The sequence below is a fragment of the Streptomyces globisporus C-1027 genome (assembly GCF_000261345.2).
Classification (GTDB): domain Bacteria; phylum Actinomycetota; class Actinomycetes; order Streptomycetales; family Streptomycetaceae; genus Streptomyces; species Streptomyces pakalii.
On the sequence record NZ_CP013738.1, the window covers coordinates 4,362,447 to 4,380,369 of the forward strand.

A 17,923-nucleotide genomic window follows, 5' to 3' on the forward strand; every position below is an offset into this window, starting at 1 on the left:
TGCTGGCGTCAGAGCAGTGACGATGACGCACCGATTCGCAGGCTCGGGACCGGTCAGCCGTGACAGCGGCTGACCGGCGAAGCCTGCCGGTTGCCTCCTCCGCCCGTCCGGCCCTCTGGGGCTGTACGGGCGGGGTTGAGGGGAGCCGGATTGGTTCCAACGGCGAGAACCCCCGGAGTTGGCCCTCCGGGGGTTCGTGGTGAGCCGTTCCTGTCGGAGAGGAACAACTCATGAAGTCCATCGTTGCTGGTCGCGAGCCTGTTACCGCGACCGAGTTCGTTGAGCTGGCTCTGGGAATCGACCTGGAGCTGTTCACCGGTTCGCCCACCGAGTCCGTCATGGACCGGGCGGCCCGTCTGGACGTCGCCCGCGAGGTCCTCGCGGAGCTCCGGGAGAGCGACCCGGAGACCGCGGCCTACGCGGAGAGCCTCCTGCGGGGCCTCATGCTGAAGCAGCCCCGCACCTCCTGCCGGCGTAACCGCCGCGCTCCTGTCCGGCGACCGGTGCACGAGCGTACGGCGGTGGCCGCATGAGCGAGCACACCGCGCAACTGTCCATCCGCACCGGCCGGTGGACCCTGTACGTCGCCCTCATGGGTGTTCCGGTCTCGCAGTGGCCGGAGCACAACTTCGGCACCGAGGTGGTGCCGACCCCGGCTGAGCGTTCACGGGCGCTCACCGATCTCGGGTTCGTGTTCATGGACGGGGCCGAGTGGGCGTGGGAGGACTACCCGGAGAGGCCGGACGACGACACGTCGCCGGTCCGGCTGCTGGCCTCGATCCGGGTGTGTTCACGGGACGGGGGCTTGTCGTGAACAGTGTTCAGATCCGTTCAGCGGAACGCGCCCTGTCGGTCGGAACGTGGCTGATCGTGGGCGGGGCGATGCTGTTCTCCATCCTCACGGTCACCCCGCTGATGGAGCGCCACAGCCCCAAGGGCTGGGAATGGACAGCCCCGATCCTCCCGCTCGTCGTGGACGCCGCAGTCGTGATCGTGGTCCGTCTGGACTCGGTCCTGGCCGCCCTGGGCGGGGACGGGGGCCGGTGGCCCATCGCTCTGCGGTGGATGACCGGCGGCATGACCCTGGCCCTGAACATCGCCGACAGCGCGCTGAAGAAGGACCTGGTCGGCGTGGCCGTCCACTCGGTCGCACCGCTGTTGCTGATCGTCACTGCTGAGACCGGTCTCGCGTACCGGCGGGCCATCACCGCCGCCCGCACCGCCCGGGAAGCACAGCAGCTTGCGGAGCGCAGGGAGCGGGAGCAGGCGGCCGAGGAGCGCCGGGAAGCTGCTGAGCGTCGGAGGCGTGAGGAGCGCGAGCACGCGGCCCTGTTGGCGCGTGAACAGCGTGACCACGAAGCGCTGCTGGCGCGTGAGCAGTCGGCTCGGGAAGAGGCTGCGCGGCGTGAGGAGCGCGAGCGAACGGAGGCGCGGGAGAGGGCGGAGCGGGAGGCCCGTGAACGCCGTGAGCAGATGCGTGAACAGCAGCAGGCCGAGCGTGAACGCCTTGAACGCGAGGCCGCTCAGCGCCGCGAGCTGGAGGCCCGAGAGCGAGAGGCCCGGGAGCGCCGGGAGCGCGAGCGTGAACAGCAGCGTGCCGAGCGTGAACGCCAGGCTCTGCTGTCCGCTGGGCCCGCCGTGGAGAAGCAGGGCGAGGAGCAGGCGCGGGCTACGGTCCGGGCCGCGTGCGATGCCGGGCTGTCCATCCGGCAGGCCGCCGAGCTGTGTGGCTGGTCCACCGGGTGGGTGACCGCCCGCTACCAGGAGCACCGCGACACCACCCCCGCCCTGGACCTTGAGGGAGCCACCGCATGATCACCCTGATCCGCACCCGCACCCTGAAGACCCTGCGGACCGGCCTCGCCGCGGCCGAGACGGAAGCCGAGAATGCCCGCGCCGAGGCGGAGAAGTGCCTGGAGCAGAACGGTGACCTGGTCGACTACCTGACCCATGCGGACGACGTGGTTGGGGAACTGCGGTCCGAGCTGGCCCAGTCCCGGCTGGATGCGGCCCGGCTCGAAGGTGAGCTGGAGGCTCTGCGGGCCCAGTCGCTGCTGGATACCGAGGACCGCCAGGCCCTGCGCACGCTGCTGCGTGTCACCCGCAAGCAGAACCAGCGGGCTGAGCGGGTCTACGCGCTCTTCCACCAGGGCCGCCTGCACAGTGTCCACCCCACGGTGGAAGCCGCCGAGATCGCCGCCGAGGCCGAAGGCGCACCGCGCTCCGGCTGGACCACACACACCCCGGGGGCCGCGCTGCCCCCGGCCTGCGAGGTCACCTGGAGGGTTCAGCCCCTTCCCTTCGGCGCCCCGACCCCATGAGCACCCTGCCCACCTACCGGTGGCACCTCGCCCCCGATGGTCTGGCGACCCGCCGTCAGCTCCGCGCCCTGGGGCTGCGCCCGGGTGGTCAGGACGTGGTCGCGGAACTCCACCGGCCCCGACGCCGGCGGCCCCCGCTGGTCGCGTACCTCTATCGCATCGATCGGGCCAAGCCCGTCCGTCCCATGACGCCGGGCCGCGCGGTGGCACTGGCTGCGGCGATGACCGCGCGCCGCACCTGCCCCGCCTGCCGGACCGATGCCGGGTATTGCATCCCGCGGTCGCTCGGCATGTGCGTCCCCTGCCACGACACCCCCGCTCCCTCCGAAGGGAACCGCCGTGTCCTTCCGTGAACGTCTCACCCGCGCCCTGCACGCCGTAGGGCTCCGCATGGCCGGAGAGCCCGGCGGGCGCGCCGCGAACGTTCTGACCAGCCTGCTCGGGCTCGGCCGGATCGAGCGGTGCACCAGCCCGACGTGCACCGACTGCGCCCCGACTGCCTGACCCCGGAAGAACAGTGCGTCGCCTGCAAGTTCGCAGGGCCCGGCCCTCTCCTCCACAGATCCGGCCGGGCCCCTACTCCGACAAAGGAGTGCGCCAAGCATGACTGACACCACCATCACCCCGGAAGTGGCACCCCAGGCCACACCGGACACCCCGCCCCCTGCACCCGACCCCAAGCCCGCGCCCACCGCTCCGGCGGTGAAGCACACGCCGGGTGGGTGGCCGGTGGTCCCGCTCGCGGTGACCGGCACCAACACCACCGCGTCCCTCCTCGCCACCGCTGCGCTGGTCGCTGGCCCGGCCGGGCTCGCGGTCGCCGCGACCGGCGCGGCTGCCCTCGGAGTAGTAGCAGCCACCCGCAAGCACCGCGCCAACCACAAGACCAAGAGCTCCCGAAAGGCCAGGGCCCGCGCACCGCACTCCGCGGCCGGTCTCGGGTCAGTCGGCCAGAGCGCCCGCCCCAACCGCCGTGGTGGATCGGGCCGAGTGCCCGGCCAGAGCCGCGGCGGAGTCACCCACAGCACCGGGAAGGGCGCTGGTCGGGGGATCGCCAAGCCCAAGCGCACCGCCTCCGGTTCGGGTCTCGGTACGGGGAAGGCGGGCAGCCCGAAGAACAGCGCGGGCCTGCGCCACAAGTCGGCCCCGGCCAAGCACGCGTCGCCCGGCACGGCCGCGGGCAGGTCCGGCAGCCGTGCCGGGCAGGTCAAGGCGCTGCGAGATTCGGCCCGGACGTCGTCGCCGTCGCGGGCGGCCCGCCGGTCGGAGACGACCGGTGCCCGCCGGGGCCTGGCCGACGCCCGACGCGACGCCAAGACCGCGGCCCGTACGGCTTCCGCTGGTGGGAAGGGCGGGTTGGGCCGGTCGGTGGGTAAGGCCGCGGGCCGGATCAGCGCCGCCAAGAGCGCCGCTGTCCAGCGGAGCCGTAAGGCCCGTGACCAGCGCACCGCCGACACCGTCACCGCAGCGCGGGACGCGGTCCGCAAAGCCCCGCTCCGTAAAGCCGCCCGCAAGGCCCTGCGCCGCTCCACGGCCCGGTTCCAGGGGCGTCGCCTCCTGGCGGCCCTGCTGGCGGGGGTGTTGGGGCTGGTCGGGATGGTGACCACCCCGCTGGGCCGGAAGCTCGGGTGGGCGTGGCTGATGTATCCCGGGCGTCGCTTGTACGCCCGGCTGACCCGGACCGCCGAGGAACAGCGCGACCAGCGCGACGAAGCGATCGTCGCCGCGCTGGGTGAGGCCGAAGCGGCTTCGGATGCCGAAGCGGCCCAGCAGAACGACCAGATCAGCGACACCGCCGAGCGCCCGGTTGGGCCGACGCCGGCAGCACCCACCACCACCCCGGATGAGGGAGAGAACGTGTCTGGTTTCCGGTTCGAGGAGCACGCCGCCGAGATGGAAACGGCAGCTCAGCAGTACGACCCCGAGAACGCCATGGAGATCCTGGCCATGGTCGAGGGGCTGCCCGCAGCTTTGACGAGCGTGGCGAACGTGATGCAGGTCTTGGCTGAGCGGGCCGATTCGGAGTTCCCGTTGGAGAAGCCGGTTGCGGACGGCTTCAACGACATCTTCGGCGCGCTCATGGCGGCCGTCGCGGTCGCGGAGGACATGGGGCCTCTGTTCCGCCAGGCCCACGAGCAAGACATTGCCCGCCACGAGGACCCCCGCAACGGGGCCGAGGCCGAGAAGGGCTGGAACGTCTGAGATGACCACCACCACACAGGCCAGCTCCGGGCCGATGTGGGACTGGGCGGCCGGTCACGGACCTGTGACCGGCGCCCTGTCCGCCACCTCCGGCGCCCTTGCCGTCGCCACCACCGGGGCCGCCACCGGTATGCCCCCCGCCTGGGCCCTCGCCGTTGGCGCGGCCGGGGCGATCGGCCACACCATCAGCAGCCTCCGCGAGCGGCTCTCCGCCCGCACCATCGCGATGCGCTCCGCGTCCTGGCTGGTCGGGGCGGGGTGGACGACATGGGCCATGACTAGCGGCCCTCTCACCTGGGCCGCCCTGGGTTCCCTGGCCACGATCGGCGTCGGCATCGGAGCCGCCGCCCGCTCCACCCTCCTTCACGAGGAAGCTCGGGAACTGGAGACCATCGCGGCCGATGAACGCCATGTCGCTCGCGAACTGTCCGCCGAACGCCGGGCGATCGCTGCGGAGTGGGTGGACCGGGTGCAGCGGGTCTGCCACCTCACCCTGCGCGTCGTTGCGGTGGAGATGTGGCCCACGGGGACGGGGTTCACGATCGACGCCGAACTCCCCGCGGGGGGAACGACCTACGACCGGATCGCGCAGCACTCCGCCGCACTCTCCGCCGACGCCCGCCTGCCCCACGGCTGCACGGCGGTCGCCTCCCAGGGCATCCACCAGGGGCGCGTCCTGATCGACGTGACCACGGTCAACGTCCTCGCGGAAGAGCGCACCTACCCGTCCGACTACACGCCGCTGTCGCTCTACACGGGCATCCCGTGGGGGTACCGGACGAATGCGGAAGAGATCTGTGTGTTCCTGCGGGAGCAGTGCGCGCTGGTCGTCGGCCCCACCGGGTCGGGCAAGACGAACATGGTTCACGTCATCCTCGCCGGATTCGCCCGCACCACCGACGTCCTCACGTGGGTGATCGACCTGAACGCCGGATCCGCTGGTCTTCCATGGGTCCGCCCCGCGCTCGACGTCAACGGAGCCCCGATTGGCGGGGTGCGGCCGGGCATTGACTGGCTCGCCTCCACCTACGAGGAAGCCGTGCTGATGCTGGACGCGGCCCTGGCTGTGGGGCTGCGGAGGAAGGTCGCGTATCAGGATCTGATGGCGCGAGCGAATACGGACCTGTTGCCGATCAGTGCGCAGATTCCGCAGATCATGCTGGTCGTTGATGAGGGTGCGGAGATCCTGACCAGCACCGACCGGCGCATGAAAGACCTCGCCAAGAAGATCCTCGAAGTGATCCGCATGCTCCGCGCCATGGGCGTCCGAACCGTCCTCACCGCACTCGGAGCCACCGGCAGCGTGCTGGGGAACCTGATGATCCGCCGGGAGGCCAAGGCACGGGTCTGCCTGACCGGCGGGGAGACCGAGGGCATGGACCTGTCCAAGGTCTTCCCCGGCGCCCGCGGCCTGCGCCCCGACCAGGCCCCCTACAAGGGAGCGGGGTTCATGGGGACTCCGGAGTCCGCGGCGGCGCTGTTCAAGGTGTGGCGGATCCTCCCCAACCAGATCCGCGACATCGTCCACGCCACCACCAACATCCACCCGACCCTGGACGAGATCAGCAGCAAGGCGGCCGGGCCTGCCTACGCGACCCGGTGGGATGCGGACCGCACCGCGTGGATGCGCGACACCAACCCGGAGACCCCGGCCACCGACGCCCCCGCGGGCGAGCGGCCCGCGGCAAGCGGTGGCGGGTTGAATCTCTCCGCGTTGCGGGGGGAGTCGGCGGAGGAGGCGTTGGCCCGGAAGTTCCGGCAGCAGATCGACGACCAGTTCGCCACCTTCAACCCGACCACAGCATCGGGTGAGCCGGACGCCGGGCGGCCCGCGCCGACCGGACTGAACCTGTCCGCCCTCCAGCCCGAGGACAACGCCGCCCGGCAAGCAGCCCTCGCCCTGCTACACGCCGCCGGGCCGGACGGGACGGGAGCGTCCGCGATCGCCCGGGGCCTGGCGGAGGAGGAGTTCGGGACGACGCGGCAGACGGTCGTCGGGTGGCTCAAGACGTGGTCGGAGGACGGCACCGCGGTCCGCGTCGGGACCGGCACCAAAGCCCGCTACGTCCACCGTGACCACACCCCCGACAACCCCGCCGAGGAGTAGGCGGTTGTCGCTTGTCGGCCCCGGCCCGGGAAGGTGCCTGGGCGGGTCTGTGAGGGCCGGAAACGGCTTGTGACCTGCAAGGCGACAAGCGACAAGACAAGACAAGCGACAAGGCACACGACAAGCCGGACGACAAGCGACACGACAAGCCAGCACGGCCCGCACCGCCCCTCAGCGGGAGGTGCGGGCCGTGCTGCTGAAGGAGCCCCGTCGTGCATGAAACCGCGTACGAGATCACCACCCTCACCCCCCAACAGCCCACCCCGACCCTCGGCATGCTGCCGACCGAGATCCCCCCGGGCGTGCAGATGGTCACCCTCCCCGGAGGCATCCGGACCCTGGCCTACACACCGACCCAGGCCCCGCCCGCACCGCCCGTTCCGGCCCCTCAGCCGATCCCGACGTGGGCCAAGACGACCGCGCTTCTCACGCCGACGATCGGCGGGGGCATCGCCGCCGCCGGGGTCGGCCTCTCCTACGCAGCCCCGGGACTGATCGCCATGAGTGAAGCCCTCTGGGCCGCCGTCGCCCTTCTCGCCGCCGCAGCCATCGGCGTCCCCATGCTCCTGCGCATCGGCCGCACCGCGGGGGCAGGGAGGGGCTCGACGCGCATCACACAGAACATCACCGCGACCGGGATGTTCGGCAAGGCCAACGGCACCATCAACCACCGCTGAACGCCGAGAGCGGCCCCCATCTCACGCCAATGATCCCGGGGCCGCTCTCATCTGCCAGCACTCATCAGAACTGGAGACCTCAAGCATGACCCATGCCACCCACATCCGGCGAGATGTCGACCCCCGGCCGCGGTTACTCGACCTGTTCTGCTGCCAGGGCGGCGCGGCCAAGGGCTATGCCGATGCCGGGTTCGACGTGACCGGCGTCGACATCCACCCCCAGCCCCGCTACCCGTACTCGTTTGTCCAGGCCGAAGCGGTTGCCTTCGTGCTGGAGCACGGGGCGGAGTTCGACGTGATCCATGCGTCGCCGCCGTGCCAGCACGACAGCGACTGCCAGCGCCTCCAGGGCAACACCCACCCTGACCTCATCGCCCCCACCCGCACTGCCCTCCAGGCGACCGGCCGGCCGTGGGTGATGGAGAACGTGCGCGGGGCGGTGCCGAAGCTGGTTGGGCCGGTGATGCTGTGCGGGCCGATGTTCCGGGTGGCCACCTACCGGCACCGGTACTTCGAGACCGGCGGCGGCCTCACCCTCAACCAGCCCCACCACCCCCCGCACCTGGTGCCGCAGGCCAAGATGGGCCGCCCCATCCCGCCCGGCCACTACGGGCAGTTCGTCGGGAACTTCTCCGGCGTCGACCTGGCCCGCCGGGTGATGGGGGTGCCGTGGATGAACCGCGACGGCATCCGCGAATGCATCCCCCCGGCCTACACCCACCACATCGGCACCGCCGCGCTTGCCCTGCTGACCGCGACCGGTCTGGGGGTGGCCGCGTGACCACGCCTGTGCTGCCGCTGCGCAAGCCGAACGGGCTGCGGGTGCTGGACCTTTGCTGCGGGGCCGGGGGCCTGTCCATGGGCTACTACCTCGCCGGATACGACGTCACCGGCGTCGACATCAACCCGCAGCCGAACTACCCCTTCACCTTCCACCAGGCCGACGCCCTCACCTTCCCCCTTGACGGCTACGACCTCATCCACGCCTCCTGGCCGTGCGAGCACTTCGCCCGCGTCACCGCCTGGCGCGGCAGCCGCGACAACCACCCCGACCTCCTCACCCCCGGACGCAAACGGCTCCAGGCATCCGGGCTGCCCTGGGTCATCGAGAACGTCCCCGAAACCGCGTGGGCGGGCCTGCTGCGCCCGGACTACCTGCTGTGCGGGACGCAGTTCGGCCTCAACGTCCGCCGCCACCGCGCCTTCGAAACGTCATGGGGCGGCGGCGGTGACCTGGTCGCACCGTGCTGGCACCACAAGAAGCTCCTGGCCTTCGAGCACAAGGGCGAACGGGCCTACGCGGACGCCATGGGCTGCACCTGGATGACCAACAAGGAAGCCCGCAAAGCCGTACCCCCCGCCTACACCCAGTTCATCGGCCACCAGTTCCTCACCCACGAAAGGACGGCCGCAGCATGAACACCCCACTCCTCACCGCCGCCCTGGCCGCCGCCGAACGCGACTGGCACGTCTTCCCGCTCCGCCCCGCCGACAAGCGCCCCGCCCTCCACGGCGAGGCCGTCTGCCCGCTGACCGGGGACTGCGCAGGCGGTCACCGCAAGTGGGAGGACCGGGCCACCACCGACCCCGACCGCATCCGCCGCGCCTGGGCCGACCGCCCCTTCAACATCGGCATCGCCACCGGCCCTAGCGGGCTGCTGGTCGTGGACCTGGACATGCCCAAGCGGAACAGCAGCACGGACACGCCTTCCGGCGTGAACACCTTTGGGGCGCTCTGCGAGCGCGCCGGGCAACCCGTCCCCAGCACCTACCGCACCCGGACCGCGTCCGGCGGACACCACCTGTACTTCACCACCCCGCCCGGCATCCGGCTGGGCAACACCGCGGGCACCCTGGCACCCCTGGTGGACACCCGGGCATGGGGCGGATACGTCGTCGCCCCCGGCAGCACCACCACCAGCGGGCGCTACGAGGTCACCCACCCGAACCCCGTCGTGCCCCTGCCTGGCTGGCTTCTCACCCTTCTCCGGCCCGCGCCTCGCGGGCCGGTCGGACCGCTTGCCATGCCGGTAGTCAGCGGCAGCCGCGCCGGGCGGGCCGCTCTGGAGCGGGAGTGCCGGCGGGTTGTCGTGGCGCCCGAGCGAGAGGGCAACGACACGCTCAACCGCAGCGCGTTCAAGGTGGGGCGCTTCGTCGCGTGGGGCGACCTGGCCCGGCACGAGGTTGAGGAGGCCTTCCAAGGGGCGGGAGAGGCTCGAGGGCTCACCGTTGCCGAGTGCCGCGCCACGATCCGCAGCGCCCTGGACGCCTCCATCCACACCGCCCGGCCCAGGGAGACGGCATGAGCTCCCCGCTCCGCTCCCCCTTGGAAGGCCATCCGCCCACGTCCCGGCTCAGGCTCGCCGAACCGGCCCCCGCCGCCTCCGACCGTGGTGCGCCGAAGGTCGTCGCCGAAGGCGTCCCCGCTGCTGTTCGCCCTGACCAGCAGACCGGAGACGGCCGCTACCCCATCGCCTGGCTCACCATCACCGCGCCCCGCGGCGCGACCCCCACCGCCACCAGCATCTGCCAGTGCGGGCGCAACCTCTTCGCCGCAGGCCACCACAAAGCCCTGGCCCTGATCGCCGACCACACCGACCACAAGACCCGCTGCCCGCTCCGTGCCGACCAGGAAGGCGCTGCCGCATGAACGCCACACCGACCGCACCGCCCATCGACGGTGCCGCCCTCCTCGACGAGGTGGAAGCCTTCCACCGCCGGTTCAACATCTTTCCGCGTGAAGGGGCCTACGTCGCCGTCGCCCTGTGGGACGCGCACGCGCACTTGCTGGACGCTTTCGACTCGACGCCGCGCATCGCGTTCCTGTCCCCGGAGCCGGGATCGGGCAAGTCCCGGGCGCTGGAAGTGCTGGAGACGCTGGTGCCGAACAAGATGGCCGCTGTGGATGCCTCCCCTTCGGCGCTCTTCCGGTCCGTGGCCGGCATCGAGGGAGAACGGCCCACGATCGTCTACGACGAGATCGACACCGTCTTCGGCCCCAAGGCCGGAGAGAACGAACAGCTCCGTGGATTCCTCAACGCCGGACACCGCCGCGGCCGGTTGATGTACCGGTGCGTGGGCGACGGCGCCAACCAGACCGTCCAGGGCTTCCCGTCCTACTGCGCCGTCGCCATGGCCGGACTCGGCTCCCTGCCCGACACGATCCTGACCCGCTCCGTCATCATCCGCATGCGCCGCCGCGCCCCCAACGAGAAGGTCGAGCCCTACCGCCTGGGCACCCACGAAGCACAGGGGAACGCCATCCGCGACCGCCTCGCCGCCTGGGCCGACCAGGTCCGCGACCAGGTCAAGGGAGCCTGGCCCCAGATGCCGGACGGCATCACCGACCGCCCCGCCGACGTATGGGAACCCCTCCTCGCCGTCGCGGACGCCGCAGGCGGCAACTGGCCCGCACGGGCCCGCGCCGCATGCGTCGAACTGGTCAAAGCCTCCCAGTCCGACGACAAGGCATCCCTCGGCATCCGCCTGCTCACCGACCTCCGCGACCACGTCCTGATCGGCGTCGACAAGCTCCCCACCATCGCCGTCCTGGACAGGCTCAACGCACTGGAAGACGCCCCCTGGGCCGACACCGACGGCAAACCGCTCGACTCCCGACGACTGTCCAAGATGCTCAAGGAATACCGGACCGCCAACGACGAACCGATCGTCTCCCGCAACATCCGCACCGCCGGCGGCATCCTCAAGGGCTACTACGCCGAAGACCTCCACGACGCCTGGAACCGCTACTGCGCGGCCCCGCCACAGAACAGCGCTACATCCGCTACGCCGCTACAGCCCAGCTCACAACCCGTGCTCGCGTAGCGGCAACCACCGATGTAGCGGCTACATCCCACACCCACCGCGACGCCTCACGCCCCGCACGAGGAGCTGCACGGCCCGCCGCTGAACGGGTCGAAGCCGGATGTAGCCGCTACATCACAACCATCCGCTACGCCTCCACACCCGCTGACCTGCGGTGTAGCGGCGTAGCGGATGTAGCGGACCACCAGGAAGGGGGAAAGCCCCCGCATCGCCATGAGGAGAGATGTTCTGTTGAGCGCAGTCCCGCGAGTCATCGAGCCCCTTCTCTACACCCCCGAGGAAGCCGCCGAAGCCCTCCGGCTCGGCCGCTCCACCGTCTTCGAGGAGATCCGTCTCGGACGGCTTCGCACCGTCCAAATCGGTCGCTGCCGACGCATCCCGACGGACTACGTCGCGGAGTACATCGACCTCCTCAAGAGCGAATCCGCAGCCTGAGTCTCCGATGTCCCCGAGGCCGCGCCCTTCCGGCGCGGCCTCACCCATGGAAGGAACCGCCGGAGTGACGACGAATCCGAAGCCCACACGCAGGGCCGGGCACGGTGAAGACACCATCTATTGGGATGGAGCTAAAAAGCGATTCGTGGGTGCCGTCTCGTTGGGGTACGCGCCGGACGGCAGGCGCTTGCGGCCCAAGGTCTATGGCAAGACCAAGACCGAGGTGCGCGGGAAGATCCGGGAGCTGAAAAAGGAGGTCGAGGCCGGGGCGCGCACGCCCGCGAATTACACGGTCTCCAATGCCGTCAACGACTGGCTTGAACGTGGGTTGAAGGGGCGCGACGAGCAGACCGTAGGCAAGAACCGCACTCTGGCGACCAAGCACCTGGTCCCGTATATCGGCCGGGCGAAGCTGAAGGATCTCAGTGCCGATGACGTGGATGACTGGCTGACGGGGCGAGCCGAAGAGCTGGCCACGAGGACGCTTCGAGATGTTCTTGCGGTCCTGCGTCGGTCTATTGAGCATGCGCAGCGGCGGGACAAGGCGGTGCGCAACGTGGCCGCGCTGGTCACTGTGCCGGAAGGCCAGCCGGGGCGTCCGAGCAAGGCTTTGAACCTGGAGCAGGCCAAAGCGGTTTTGGCCGCTGCCCGGGGCTCGCGCCTGTACGCGTACCTCGTCCTGTCCTTGTTGAGTGGCGTGCGTACGGAGGAGGCGCGTCCTCTCACCTGGGATCATGTTTACCTGTCGCCTGACAACGACGTTCCGCCGCATGTCGCGGTATGGCGGTCGGTGCGCCGGCATGGGGAGACCAAGACCCGTAAGAGCCGGCGCACGATTGCTCTGCCGCGGCAGGTTGTTGAGGTACTCGAAGAGCACCTGCGCTGGCAGAAGCAGGAGCGAGCGTCGCACGGAGCCCAGTGGAGCGCCTCGGGCCGCGTCTTCACCACCAGGAGTGGCGAGCCGCTCGACGCTGCCAATGTCCGCCGCGACTTTCGGGCCATCGTGAAGAAGGCGGGCCTGGAGCCCGAGTGGACCCCGCGGGAGCTTCGGCACAGCTTCGTGTCGCTGCTCTCGGACCACGGCATCCCGTTGGAACGGATCGCTGTGCTCGTCGGACACAGCAGTCAGGCAACCACAGAGGCCGTCTACCGCAAGCAGCTTCGTCCCGTGATCACTCAGGGGGCGGAGGCGATGGACGAGATCTTCGCCTTCGAGGCCGGGCGCGGCGACAGCAAGGCTTGATCGAAAGCCTCTGGCCCCCCGTTTGGCCCCCGGACACCACAGAGGCCCGATCCTAAATCTAGGACCGGGCCTCTGACCTGGTGTTTCAGCTGTCGGGGTGGCGGGATTTGAACCCACGACCTCTTCGTCCCGAACGAAGCGCGCTGCCAAGCTGCGCTACACCCCGATGTCCACCGGACTCCCGGCGACATCGATTACTTTAGCCCACCGGCGGCCGGAGGCGAAATCCGGTTTCCTCGGTGCTGGATCCACCCCGCCACGTTCGGCCGGATGTGGTCCACGGCGGTGATCAGGCTGGCCAGGGCGGTGAAGAGGAGGCCGAGGGCGAGGGCCTGGGTGAGGGTGCCGGTGTAGCCGTACGTGTCGACGTCGAGGAACGGGTACGGGTAGCGGGTCGGGGAGCCGTGGGAGAGCAGGGCTCCGCGGGTCAGAACCAAGCCCAGGTAGGCCGCCGGGGCCGTCAGCCACAGCGGGATGTGGGCCAGGCGCAGGGTCCGCGGCGCGGTCAGCAGGAGCCAGTCCGCGGCGACCGCCAAGGGGGTCACCGTGTGGAGCAGGAGCGTCGCTGCGAGGGACCAGCCCGTTCCGGGGGCCGGGGTCTCCGGGTAGTTCACCAGCACCAGGTGGTGCACCAGGGCGGTGATCGCCGCGAGCAGGAGCACCCCGCCCGTCAGGTACGGCGGGAGCGGCGGAGCGCCCCGCCAGGAACGTACCGCCGACCAGCCGAAGGCCACCGCGACCAGCAGGTTCGCCAGGACGGTGAAGTGGATCAGGGGTGGTGGGGTGTAGCCGGTTGCCATGGTGATCGCCGGGCCCGCCACCGCCGCCCCGCATGCCAGGGTGCGCAGAACCGTGGCCCAGGGGCGGCGGGGGCCGGTGGGGTCCCGGAGCACCTCTGCAGCCCGGGGGCGGGGGAGCAGGGCGGTCCGGGGCGCGGTCATGATTCGTACCGTAAGGGGGTGGGAAGACCCCCGCGATTCGTCACCCGCGTCGGCCGTTCGCCGTCATCCGGTCCGGGCCGCCGCGCCCCCGCTCGTCGCCTACGACGTAGCCTCGGATGCCTGTCGGCCAGTCGCGCCTGCCAGCCCGTCCCCCGGCGCCCGCAGCTGCCGCGTACGTCGAGCCACACGCCTCCGGCGTCCGCCTACGCGCGCCGTCCAGGCAGGCAGCCCCGCCCGCCGCCCCCTCAGCCCTTCGCCACCAGCGTCAGCAGCGTCGCCTCAGGCGGGCAGGCGAAGCGGACCGGGGTGTAGCGGTTGGTGCCGCAGCCCGCGGAGACGTGGAGGTAGGCGCGCTGGTCTCCGACCGTGTGGCTCGACAGGCCCTTGACCCGGTCCGTGTCCAGGTCGCAGTTGGTGACCAGTGCCCCGTAGAACGGGATGCACAGCTGGCCGCCGTGCGTGTGGCCCGCCAGGATCAGGGGGTAGCCGTCGGCCGTGAAGGCGTCCAGGGAGCGCAGGTACGGGGCGTGGACCACGCCGATGGAGAGGTCGGCGCCGGTTTCCGGGCCGCCCTGGACCTCGGCGTAACGGTCCCGCTTGATGTGCGGGTCGTCCAGGCCGGTGAACGCCAGCTCCATGCCCTCCAGCTTGAGCCGGCCCCGGGTGTTCGACAGGTCCAGCCAGCCGGCCTCGTCGAAGGCGTCGCGCATCGGCTCCCACGGGTTGTGGACGACGCCGACCGCGGGGGCGTTGCCGTTGAGGCCGTGCTTGCCCTGGACCTTCTCCAGGAGGTAGCGGGCCGGGTTGCGGAGCTTGGGGCCGTAGTAGTCGTTGGAGCCGAAGACGTACACGCCCGGGAACTCCATCAGCGGGCCCAGCGCGTCCAGCAGCTCGGGCACCGCGTCCGGGTCGGAGAGGTTGTCGCCGGTGTTCACCACGAAGTCGGGGCGCAGGCCCGCCAGCGACTGGAGCCACGCGCGCTTCTTGCGCTGACCGCACACCATGTGGATGTCGGAGACCTGGAGCACGCGCAACGGACGTGCCCCGTGCGGGAGTACGGGAATGGTGACCCGTCGCAGGCGGAACGAGCGGGCCTCGAACCCGGCGGCGTAGGCCAGTCCGGCGGCGCCGACCGCCGCGCCGACTGCCGTGACTTTCAGGGGTACTCCGTAGCGTGCGCGCATGTGCCCATCGTCGCAGAAGCGGAACGCCCGGAGAAAAGGCGAGACGTAGGCGAGAGGTGGGCGAGAGGAAAGGTGAGGGGAGGGAGAGGGAAATCGGTGGGCGGTTCCGGCCCCCCACCTGTCACAATCACGGCATGACCACGCTCAAGTCCAAGCTCAAGGAAGACCTCCACACGGCCATGAAGGCGCGTGACGAGCTGACCTCGTCCACCCTTCGGCTCACCCTCACCGCGATCACCAAGGAAGAGGTCAGCGGCACGTCGGCGCGCGAGCTCTCCGACGACGAGGTGCAGAAGGTGATCGCCAAGGAGGCGAAGAAGCGCCGTGAGGCGGCCGAGGCCTTCGCCCAGGGCGGCCGGACCGAGCAGGCCGAGCGCGAGAAGGCGGAGGGCGAGCTGCTCGACGGCTACCTGCCCAAGCAGCTCTCCGACGACGAGCTGAACGTCATCGTGGCGTCCGCCGTCGAGGAGGCGAAGGCCGCCGGGGCCGAGGGGCCGCGCGCGATGGGCGCCGTCATGAAGATCGTCAACCCGAAGGTCGCCGGGCTCGCCGAGGGCGGCCGGGTCGCCGCCGCGGTGAAGAAGCTCCTCGCCGGCTGAGGCATCGCCGAGCGGAGAAGCCGAGCGGGGAAGCAGGACAAGACAATAGGGGTGGGCGCCCGGTCCTCGACCGGGCGCCCACCCCTATTCCGTGCGGAGTCCCACCGTCAGGGGCCCTCGTTGCCGCCGCCCCGGCCGCCGCCGCCCGGTCCGCCGATCACGCCTTCCGGGAGCTCGATCCCGGGGAACCGGTTGCCGTCGTCGCCGGGCTTGTCGTCGTCACCGCGGTCACGGTCACGGCCCCGCTCGCGGTCGCCCTTCTCCTCGTCCTTGTCGCCCTTCTCCTTGCCGCGAGGCACGGGGACGGTGTTGAACCCGGGGGTCTCGGACGCGTCCAGCGCTCCGGTCATCGCGATGCGCCAGATCGGGCCGGGCAGACAGCCACCGCAGACCTTGTCGTAGTACTGGCCGCCGATGGTGACGTTGAACATCGAGCTCTTCTCGCCGACGTCGTCACCGACCCACACCGCGGTGGAGAGGTTCGGCGTGTACCCGACGAACCAGGCGTCCTTGCGGTCGTTGGTCGTACCGGTCTTGCCCGCGTTGTCCCGGTCGCTGAGTCCGGCCTGCGTACCGGTGCCGTCCTCGACGACGCCCTTGAGCATCTGGTTGATCGTGTCCGCGGTCCGCTCGCTCATCGCGCGCGAGCAGGACGTCTTCGGCACGTCGAGCTTCTTGCCCTGCGGGTCCTTGATGGACTCGATGGCGACCGGCGTGCAGTACGTGCCGCGGTTGGCGAAGGCGGCGTAGGCGCCGGCCATGGAGAGCGGCGTGCTCACCTCACTGCCGAGGGTGATCGACGGGTTCTCGACGATCTTCTTGCCGTCACCGCGCTCGTAGCCGACCTTCTTGGCCATCTCGACGGTCTCGCAGAGGCCGGCCTTCTGCTCCAGCATCGCGAAGTAGGTGTTGATGGACTTGCCGAGCGCGCTCGTCATGTCCCAGGAGCCCTTCTCGGACTCCAGCTCGTTCTGGAGCTGCCAGGGCGCGTACCCGGCGGGGGAGCCGGAGCAGTTGCGGAAGTCCCGCTCCTGGAGCGTCAACTTCCAGTCCGAGGAGAACGACGTCGCCGGGCTGATGCCCTTCTCCAGCGCCGCCGCCGCGGTGAACGGCTTGAACGTGGAGCCGACCTGGAAGCCGTAGGTGCTCCCGCCCATCTTGTTGCTGACGGAGAGGTTCAGGACGGTCTCGTTCTGCTTCTGGTCCAGGCCGTACGGGCGGGACTGGCCCATCGAGAGGATCTTGCCGCTGCCCGGCTGGACCTGCACCACCGACGCCGCGAACTTGTCGTCCTTGTTGACCTTCGCGGTGGCGGCCTCGTTGGCGGCCTTCTGCGCGCGCGGGTCGAGCGTGGTCCGGATGGTCAGACCGCCGAGGTTCCAGAGCTTGGCCCGCTCCTCGTCGGTCTTGCCGAAGGCGGGGTCGGTGAGGATCGTCTTGCGTACGTAGTCGCAGAAGAAGCCGGAGCCGCTGACGGCGGTGATGCAGCCGTTCTTCGGCCGGGACACCTTCAGCTTGATGGGCGTCTCCATGGCCTTGTCGGCCTCGGCCTGCGTGATGCTCTTGACCGCGGCCATCCGCGCCAGCACGGTGTTGCGGCGCTTGGTCGCTTCCTCCGTGTCGTTGACCGGGTCGTACCGGCTCGGCGACTGGACGATGCCGGCGAGCAGCGCGGCCTCCTCCACCTTGAGGTCCTTGGCGTGCTTGGAGAAGTAGCGCTGGGACGCGGCCTCGATGCCGTACGCCTGCTGCCCGAAGAACGTGATGTTGAGGTAGTTCTCCAGGATCTTCTTCTTGCCGAGCTCCTCCTCGACCTGGATCGCGTACTTCAGCTCGCGGACCTTGCGGCCGAGCGTCTGCTGCGTGGCCTCGGCGACCTTCTCCGGGTCGTCGCCCGCCTCCTCGACGAAGACGTTCTTCACGTACTGCTGGGTGAGGGTCGACGCGCCCTGCGCCGCCCCGCCCGCCTGTACGTTGCGGTTCATCGCGCGCAGGATGCCCTTGAGGTCGACCGCGCCGTGCTCGTAGAAGCGGGAGTCCTCGATCGCGATGATCGCGGCCTGCATGTGCGGCGAGATGTCCTTGAGCGGGACGACCGTGCGGTCGCGGGAGTACACCGTGGCGATGGTGCCGCCGTCGCGGTCCTGGATCGTGGTCCGCTGACTGAGCGGCGGTGTCTTGAGGTTGGAGGGGATCTCGTCGAATCCTTCGACCGTCCCCTTGGCGGCGAGCCCCAGCGCTCCGGCCGCGGGCAGCGCGATGCCTGCCAGGACAGCTCCGGAGAGGGCGGCGACACCGACGAACTTGGCGGCCTGCTGAGTCGTGGTGAGACCGCCGCCCGAGCGCTTCTTTGGCATAGGGGGCAGCCTAATCCGTAGTGATGAACGTG

Annotated in this window: 20 protein-coding genes and 1 tRNA gene; 17 read left to right on the forward strand and 4 right to left on the reverse strand. The window is 70.4% G+C overall.

The genetic code is table 11. The annotated features are described in order from the left end of the window. Positions 1-230 precede the first annotated feature (230 nt). The 16 genes from WQO_RS19090 (at position 231) to WQO_RS19155 (ending at position 12,810) form a co-directional block, all read left to right on the forward strand. On the forward strand, positions 231-533 hold the full coding sequence (locus WQO_RS19090) for a hypothetical protein (RefSeq protein ID WP_010064771.1): 303 nt from the start codon (positions 231-233) through the stop codon (positions 531-533). Further along, positions 530-814 (forward strand): DUF6303 family protein, encoded by a 285-nt coding sequence (locus WQO_RS19095; protein ID WP_010064770.1) that lies wholly within the window; start codon positions 530-532, stop codon positions 812-814. The genes WQO_RS19090 and WQO_RS19095 overlap by 4 nt, the downstream gene beginning before the upstream one ends. Continuing rightward, positions 811-1,815, forward strand: coding sequence for a hypothetical protein (locus tag WQO_RS19100; protein WP_010064769.1), 1,005 nt, complete (start codon positions 811-813; stop codon positions 1,813-1,815). Before WQO_RS19095 ends, WQO_RS19100 begins: the two co-directional genes overlap by 4 nt. After that, entirely contained in the window at positions 1,812-2,321 is a 510-nt protein-coding gene (locus tag WQO_RS19105) for a hypothetical protein (RefSeq protein ID WP_010064768.1), read from the forward strand. Before WQO_RS19100 ends, WQO_RS19105 begins: the two co-directional genes overlap by 4 nt. Further along, positions 2,318-2,674, forward strand: coding sequence for an RRQRL motif-containing zinc-binding protein (locus WQO_RS35200; protein ID WP_029182781.1), 357 nt, complete (start codon positions 2,318-2,320; stop codon positions 2,672-2,674). Before WQO_RS19105 ends, WQO_RS35200 begins: the two co-directional genes overlap by 4 nt. Then, entirely contained in the window at positions 2,661-2,825 is a 165-nt protein-coding gene (locus WQO_RS36145) for a hypothetical protein (RefSeq protein WP_158514069.1), read from the forward strand. The genes WQO_RS35200 and WQO_RS36145 overlap by 14 nt, the downstream gene beginning before the upstream one ends. Before the next feature lie 99 nt (positions 2,826-2,924). Next, complete coding sequence (locus tag WQO_RS36430; protein ID WP_010064767.1) at positions 2,925-4,523, forward strand: hypothetical protein; 1,599 nt, start codon at positions 2,925-2,927, stop codon at positions 4,521-4,523. Position 4,524: 1 nt separating this feature from the next. Continuing rightward, on the forward strand, positions 4,525-6,630 hold the full coding sequence (locus WQO_RS19115) for a hypothetical protein (RefSeq protein ID WP_010064765.1): 2,106 nt from the start codon (positions 4,525-4,527) through the stop codon (positions 6,628-6,630). A 212-nt stretch (positions 6,631-6,842) separates the two neighbouring features. Then, complete coding sequence (locus WQO_RS19120) at positions 6,843-7,307, forward strand: hypothetical protein (protein WP_010064764.1); 465 nt, start codon at positions 6,843-6,845, stop codon at positions 7,305-7,307. Positions 7,308-7,392: 85 nt separating this feature from the next. Continuing rightward, a complete protein-coding gene (locus tag WQO_RS19125) occupies positions 7,393-8,088 on the forward strand; it encodes a methyltransferase domain-containing protein (protein WP_010064763.1) in 696 nt (231 codons plus the stop codon). After that, on the forward strand, positions 8,085-8,726 hold the full coding sequence (locus WQO_RS19130; protein ID WP_010064762.1) for a class I SAM-dependent methyltransferase: 642 nt from the start codon (positions 8,085-8,087) through the stop codon (positions 8,724-8,726). Before WQO_RS19125 ends, WQO_RS19130 begins: the two co-directional genes overlap by 4 nt. Beyond that, a complete protein-coding gene (locus WQO_RS19135; protein ID WP_010064761.1) occupies positions 8,723-9,613 on the forward strand; it encodes a bifunctional DNA primase/polymerase in 891 nt (296 codons plus the stop codon). Before WQO_RS19130 ends, WQO_RS19135 begins: the two co-directional genes overlap by 4 nt. Continuing rightward, positions 9,610-9,957, forward strand: coding sequence for a hypothetical protein (locus WQO_RS36865; RefSeq protein WP_010064760.1), 348 nt, complete (start codon positions 9,610-9,612; stop codon positions 9,955-9,957). The genes WQO_RS19135 and WQO_RS36865 overlap by 4 nt, the downstream gene beginning before the upstream one ends. Further along, entirely contained in the window at positions 9,954-11,132 is a 1,179-nt protein-coding gene (locus tag WQO_RS19145; RefSeq protein ID WP_010064759.1) for a DUF3631 domain-containing protein, read from the forward strand. Before WQO_RS36865 ends, WQO_RS19145 begins: the two co-directional genes overlap by 4 nt. Before the next feature lie 231 nt (positions 11,133-11,363). Then, positions 11,364-11,567 (forward strand): helix-turn-helix domain-containing protein, encoded by a 204-nt coding sequence (locus WQO_RS19150; protein WP_010064758.1) that lies wholly within the window; start codon positions 11,364-11,366, stop codon positions 11,565-11,567. A 64-nt stretch (positions 11,568-11,631) separates the two neighbouring features. Further along, positions 11,632-12,810 (forward strand): site-specific integrase, encoded by a 1,179-nt coding sequence (locus WQO_RS19155; RefSeq protein WP_079055578.1) that lies wholly within the window; start codon positions 11,632-11,634, stop codon positions 12,808-12,810. Positions 12,811-12,902: 92 nt separating this feature from the next. Here the strand turns inward: WQO_RS19155 and WQO_RS19160 are convergent. The 3 genes from WQO_RS19160 to WQO_RS19170 all read right to left on the reverse strand — a co-directional run bounded on the left by WQO_RS19160 (position 12,903) and on the right by WQO_RS19170 (position 14,935). Then, a tRNA-Pro gene (locus WQO_RS19160) sits at positions 12,903-12,976 on the reverse strand. A gap of 28 nt (positions 12,977-13,004) precedes the next feature. Then, positions 13,005-13,751 (reverse strand): Pr6Pr family membrane protein, encoded by a 747-nt coding sequence (locus WQO_RS19165; RefSeq protein ID WP_029181855.1) that lies wholly within the window; start codon positions 13,749-13,751, stop codon positions 13,005-13,007. Positions 13,752-13,996: 245 nt separating this feature from the next. After that, positions 13,997-14,935 (reverse strand): metallophosphoesterase, encoded by a 939-nt coding sequence (locus tag WQO_RS19170; protein ID WP_010056107.1) that lies wholly within the window; start codon positions 14,933-14,935, stop codon positions 13,997-13,999. A 134-nt stretch (positions 14,936-15,069) separates the two neighbouring features. On the opposite strand from WQO_RS19170, the gene WQO_RS19175 reads away from it, so the two are divergent. Then, positions 15,070-15,534: a GatB/YqeY domain-containing protein gene (locus WQO_RS19175; RefSeq protein WP_010056105.1), complete on the forward strand. Its 465-nt coding sequence runs from the start codon at positions 15,070-15,072 to the stop codon at positions 15,532-15,534. Positions 15,535-15,641: 107 nt separating this feature from the next. On the opposite strand, the gene WQO_RS19180 is transcribed toward WQO_RS19175, so the two are convergent. Next, positions 15,642-17,891 (reverse strand): transglycosylase domain-containing protein, encoded by a 2,250-nt coding sequence (locus tag WQO_RS19180; protein ID WP_010056103.1) that lies wholly within the window; start codon positions 17,889-17,891, stop codon positions 15,642-15,644. Between the last annotated feature and the right edge of the window lie 32 nt (positions 17,892-17,923).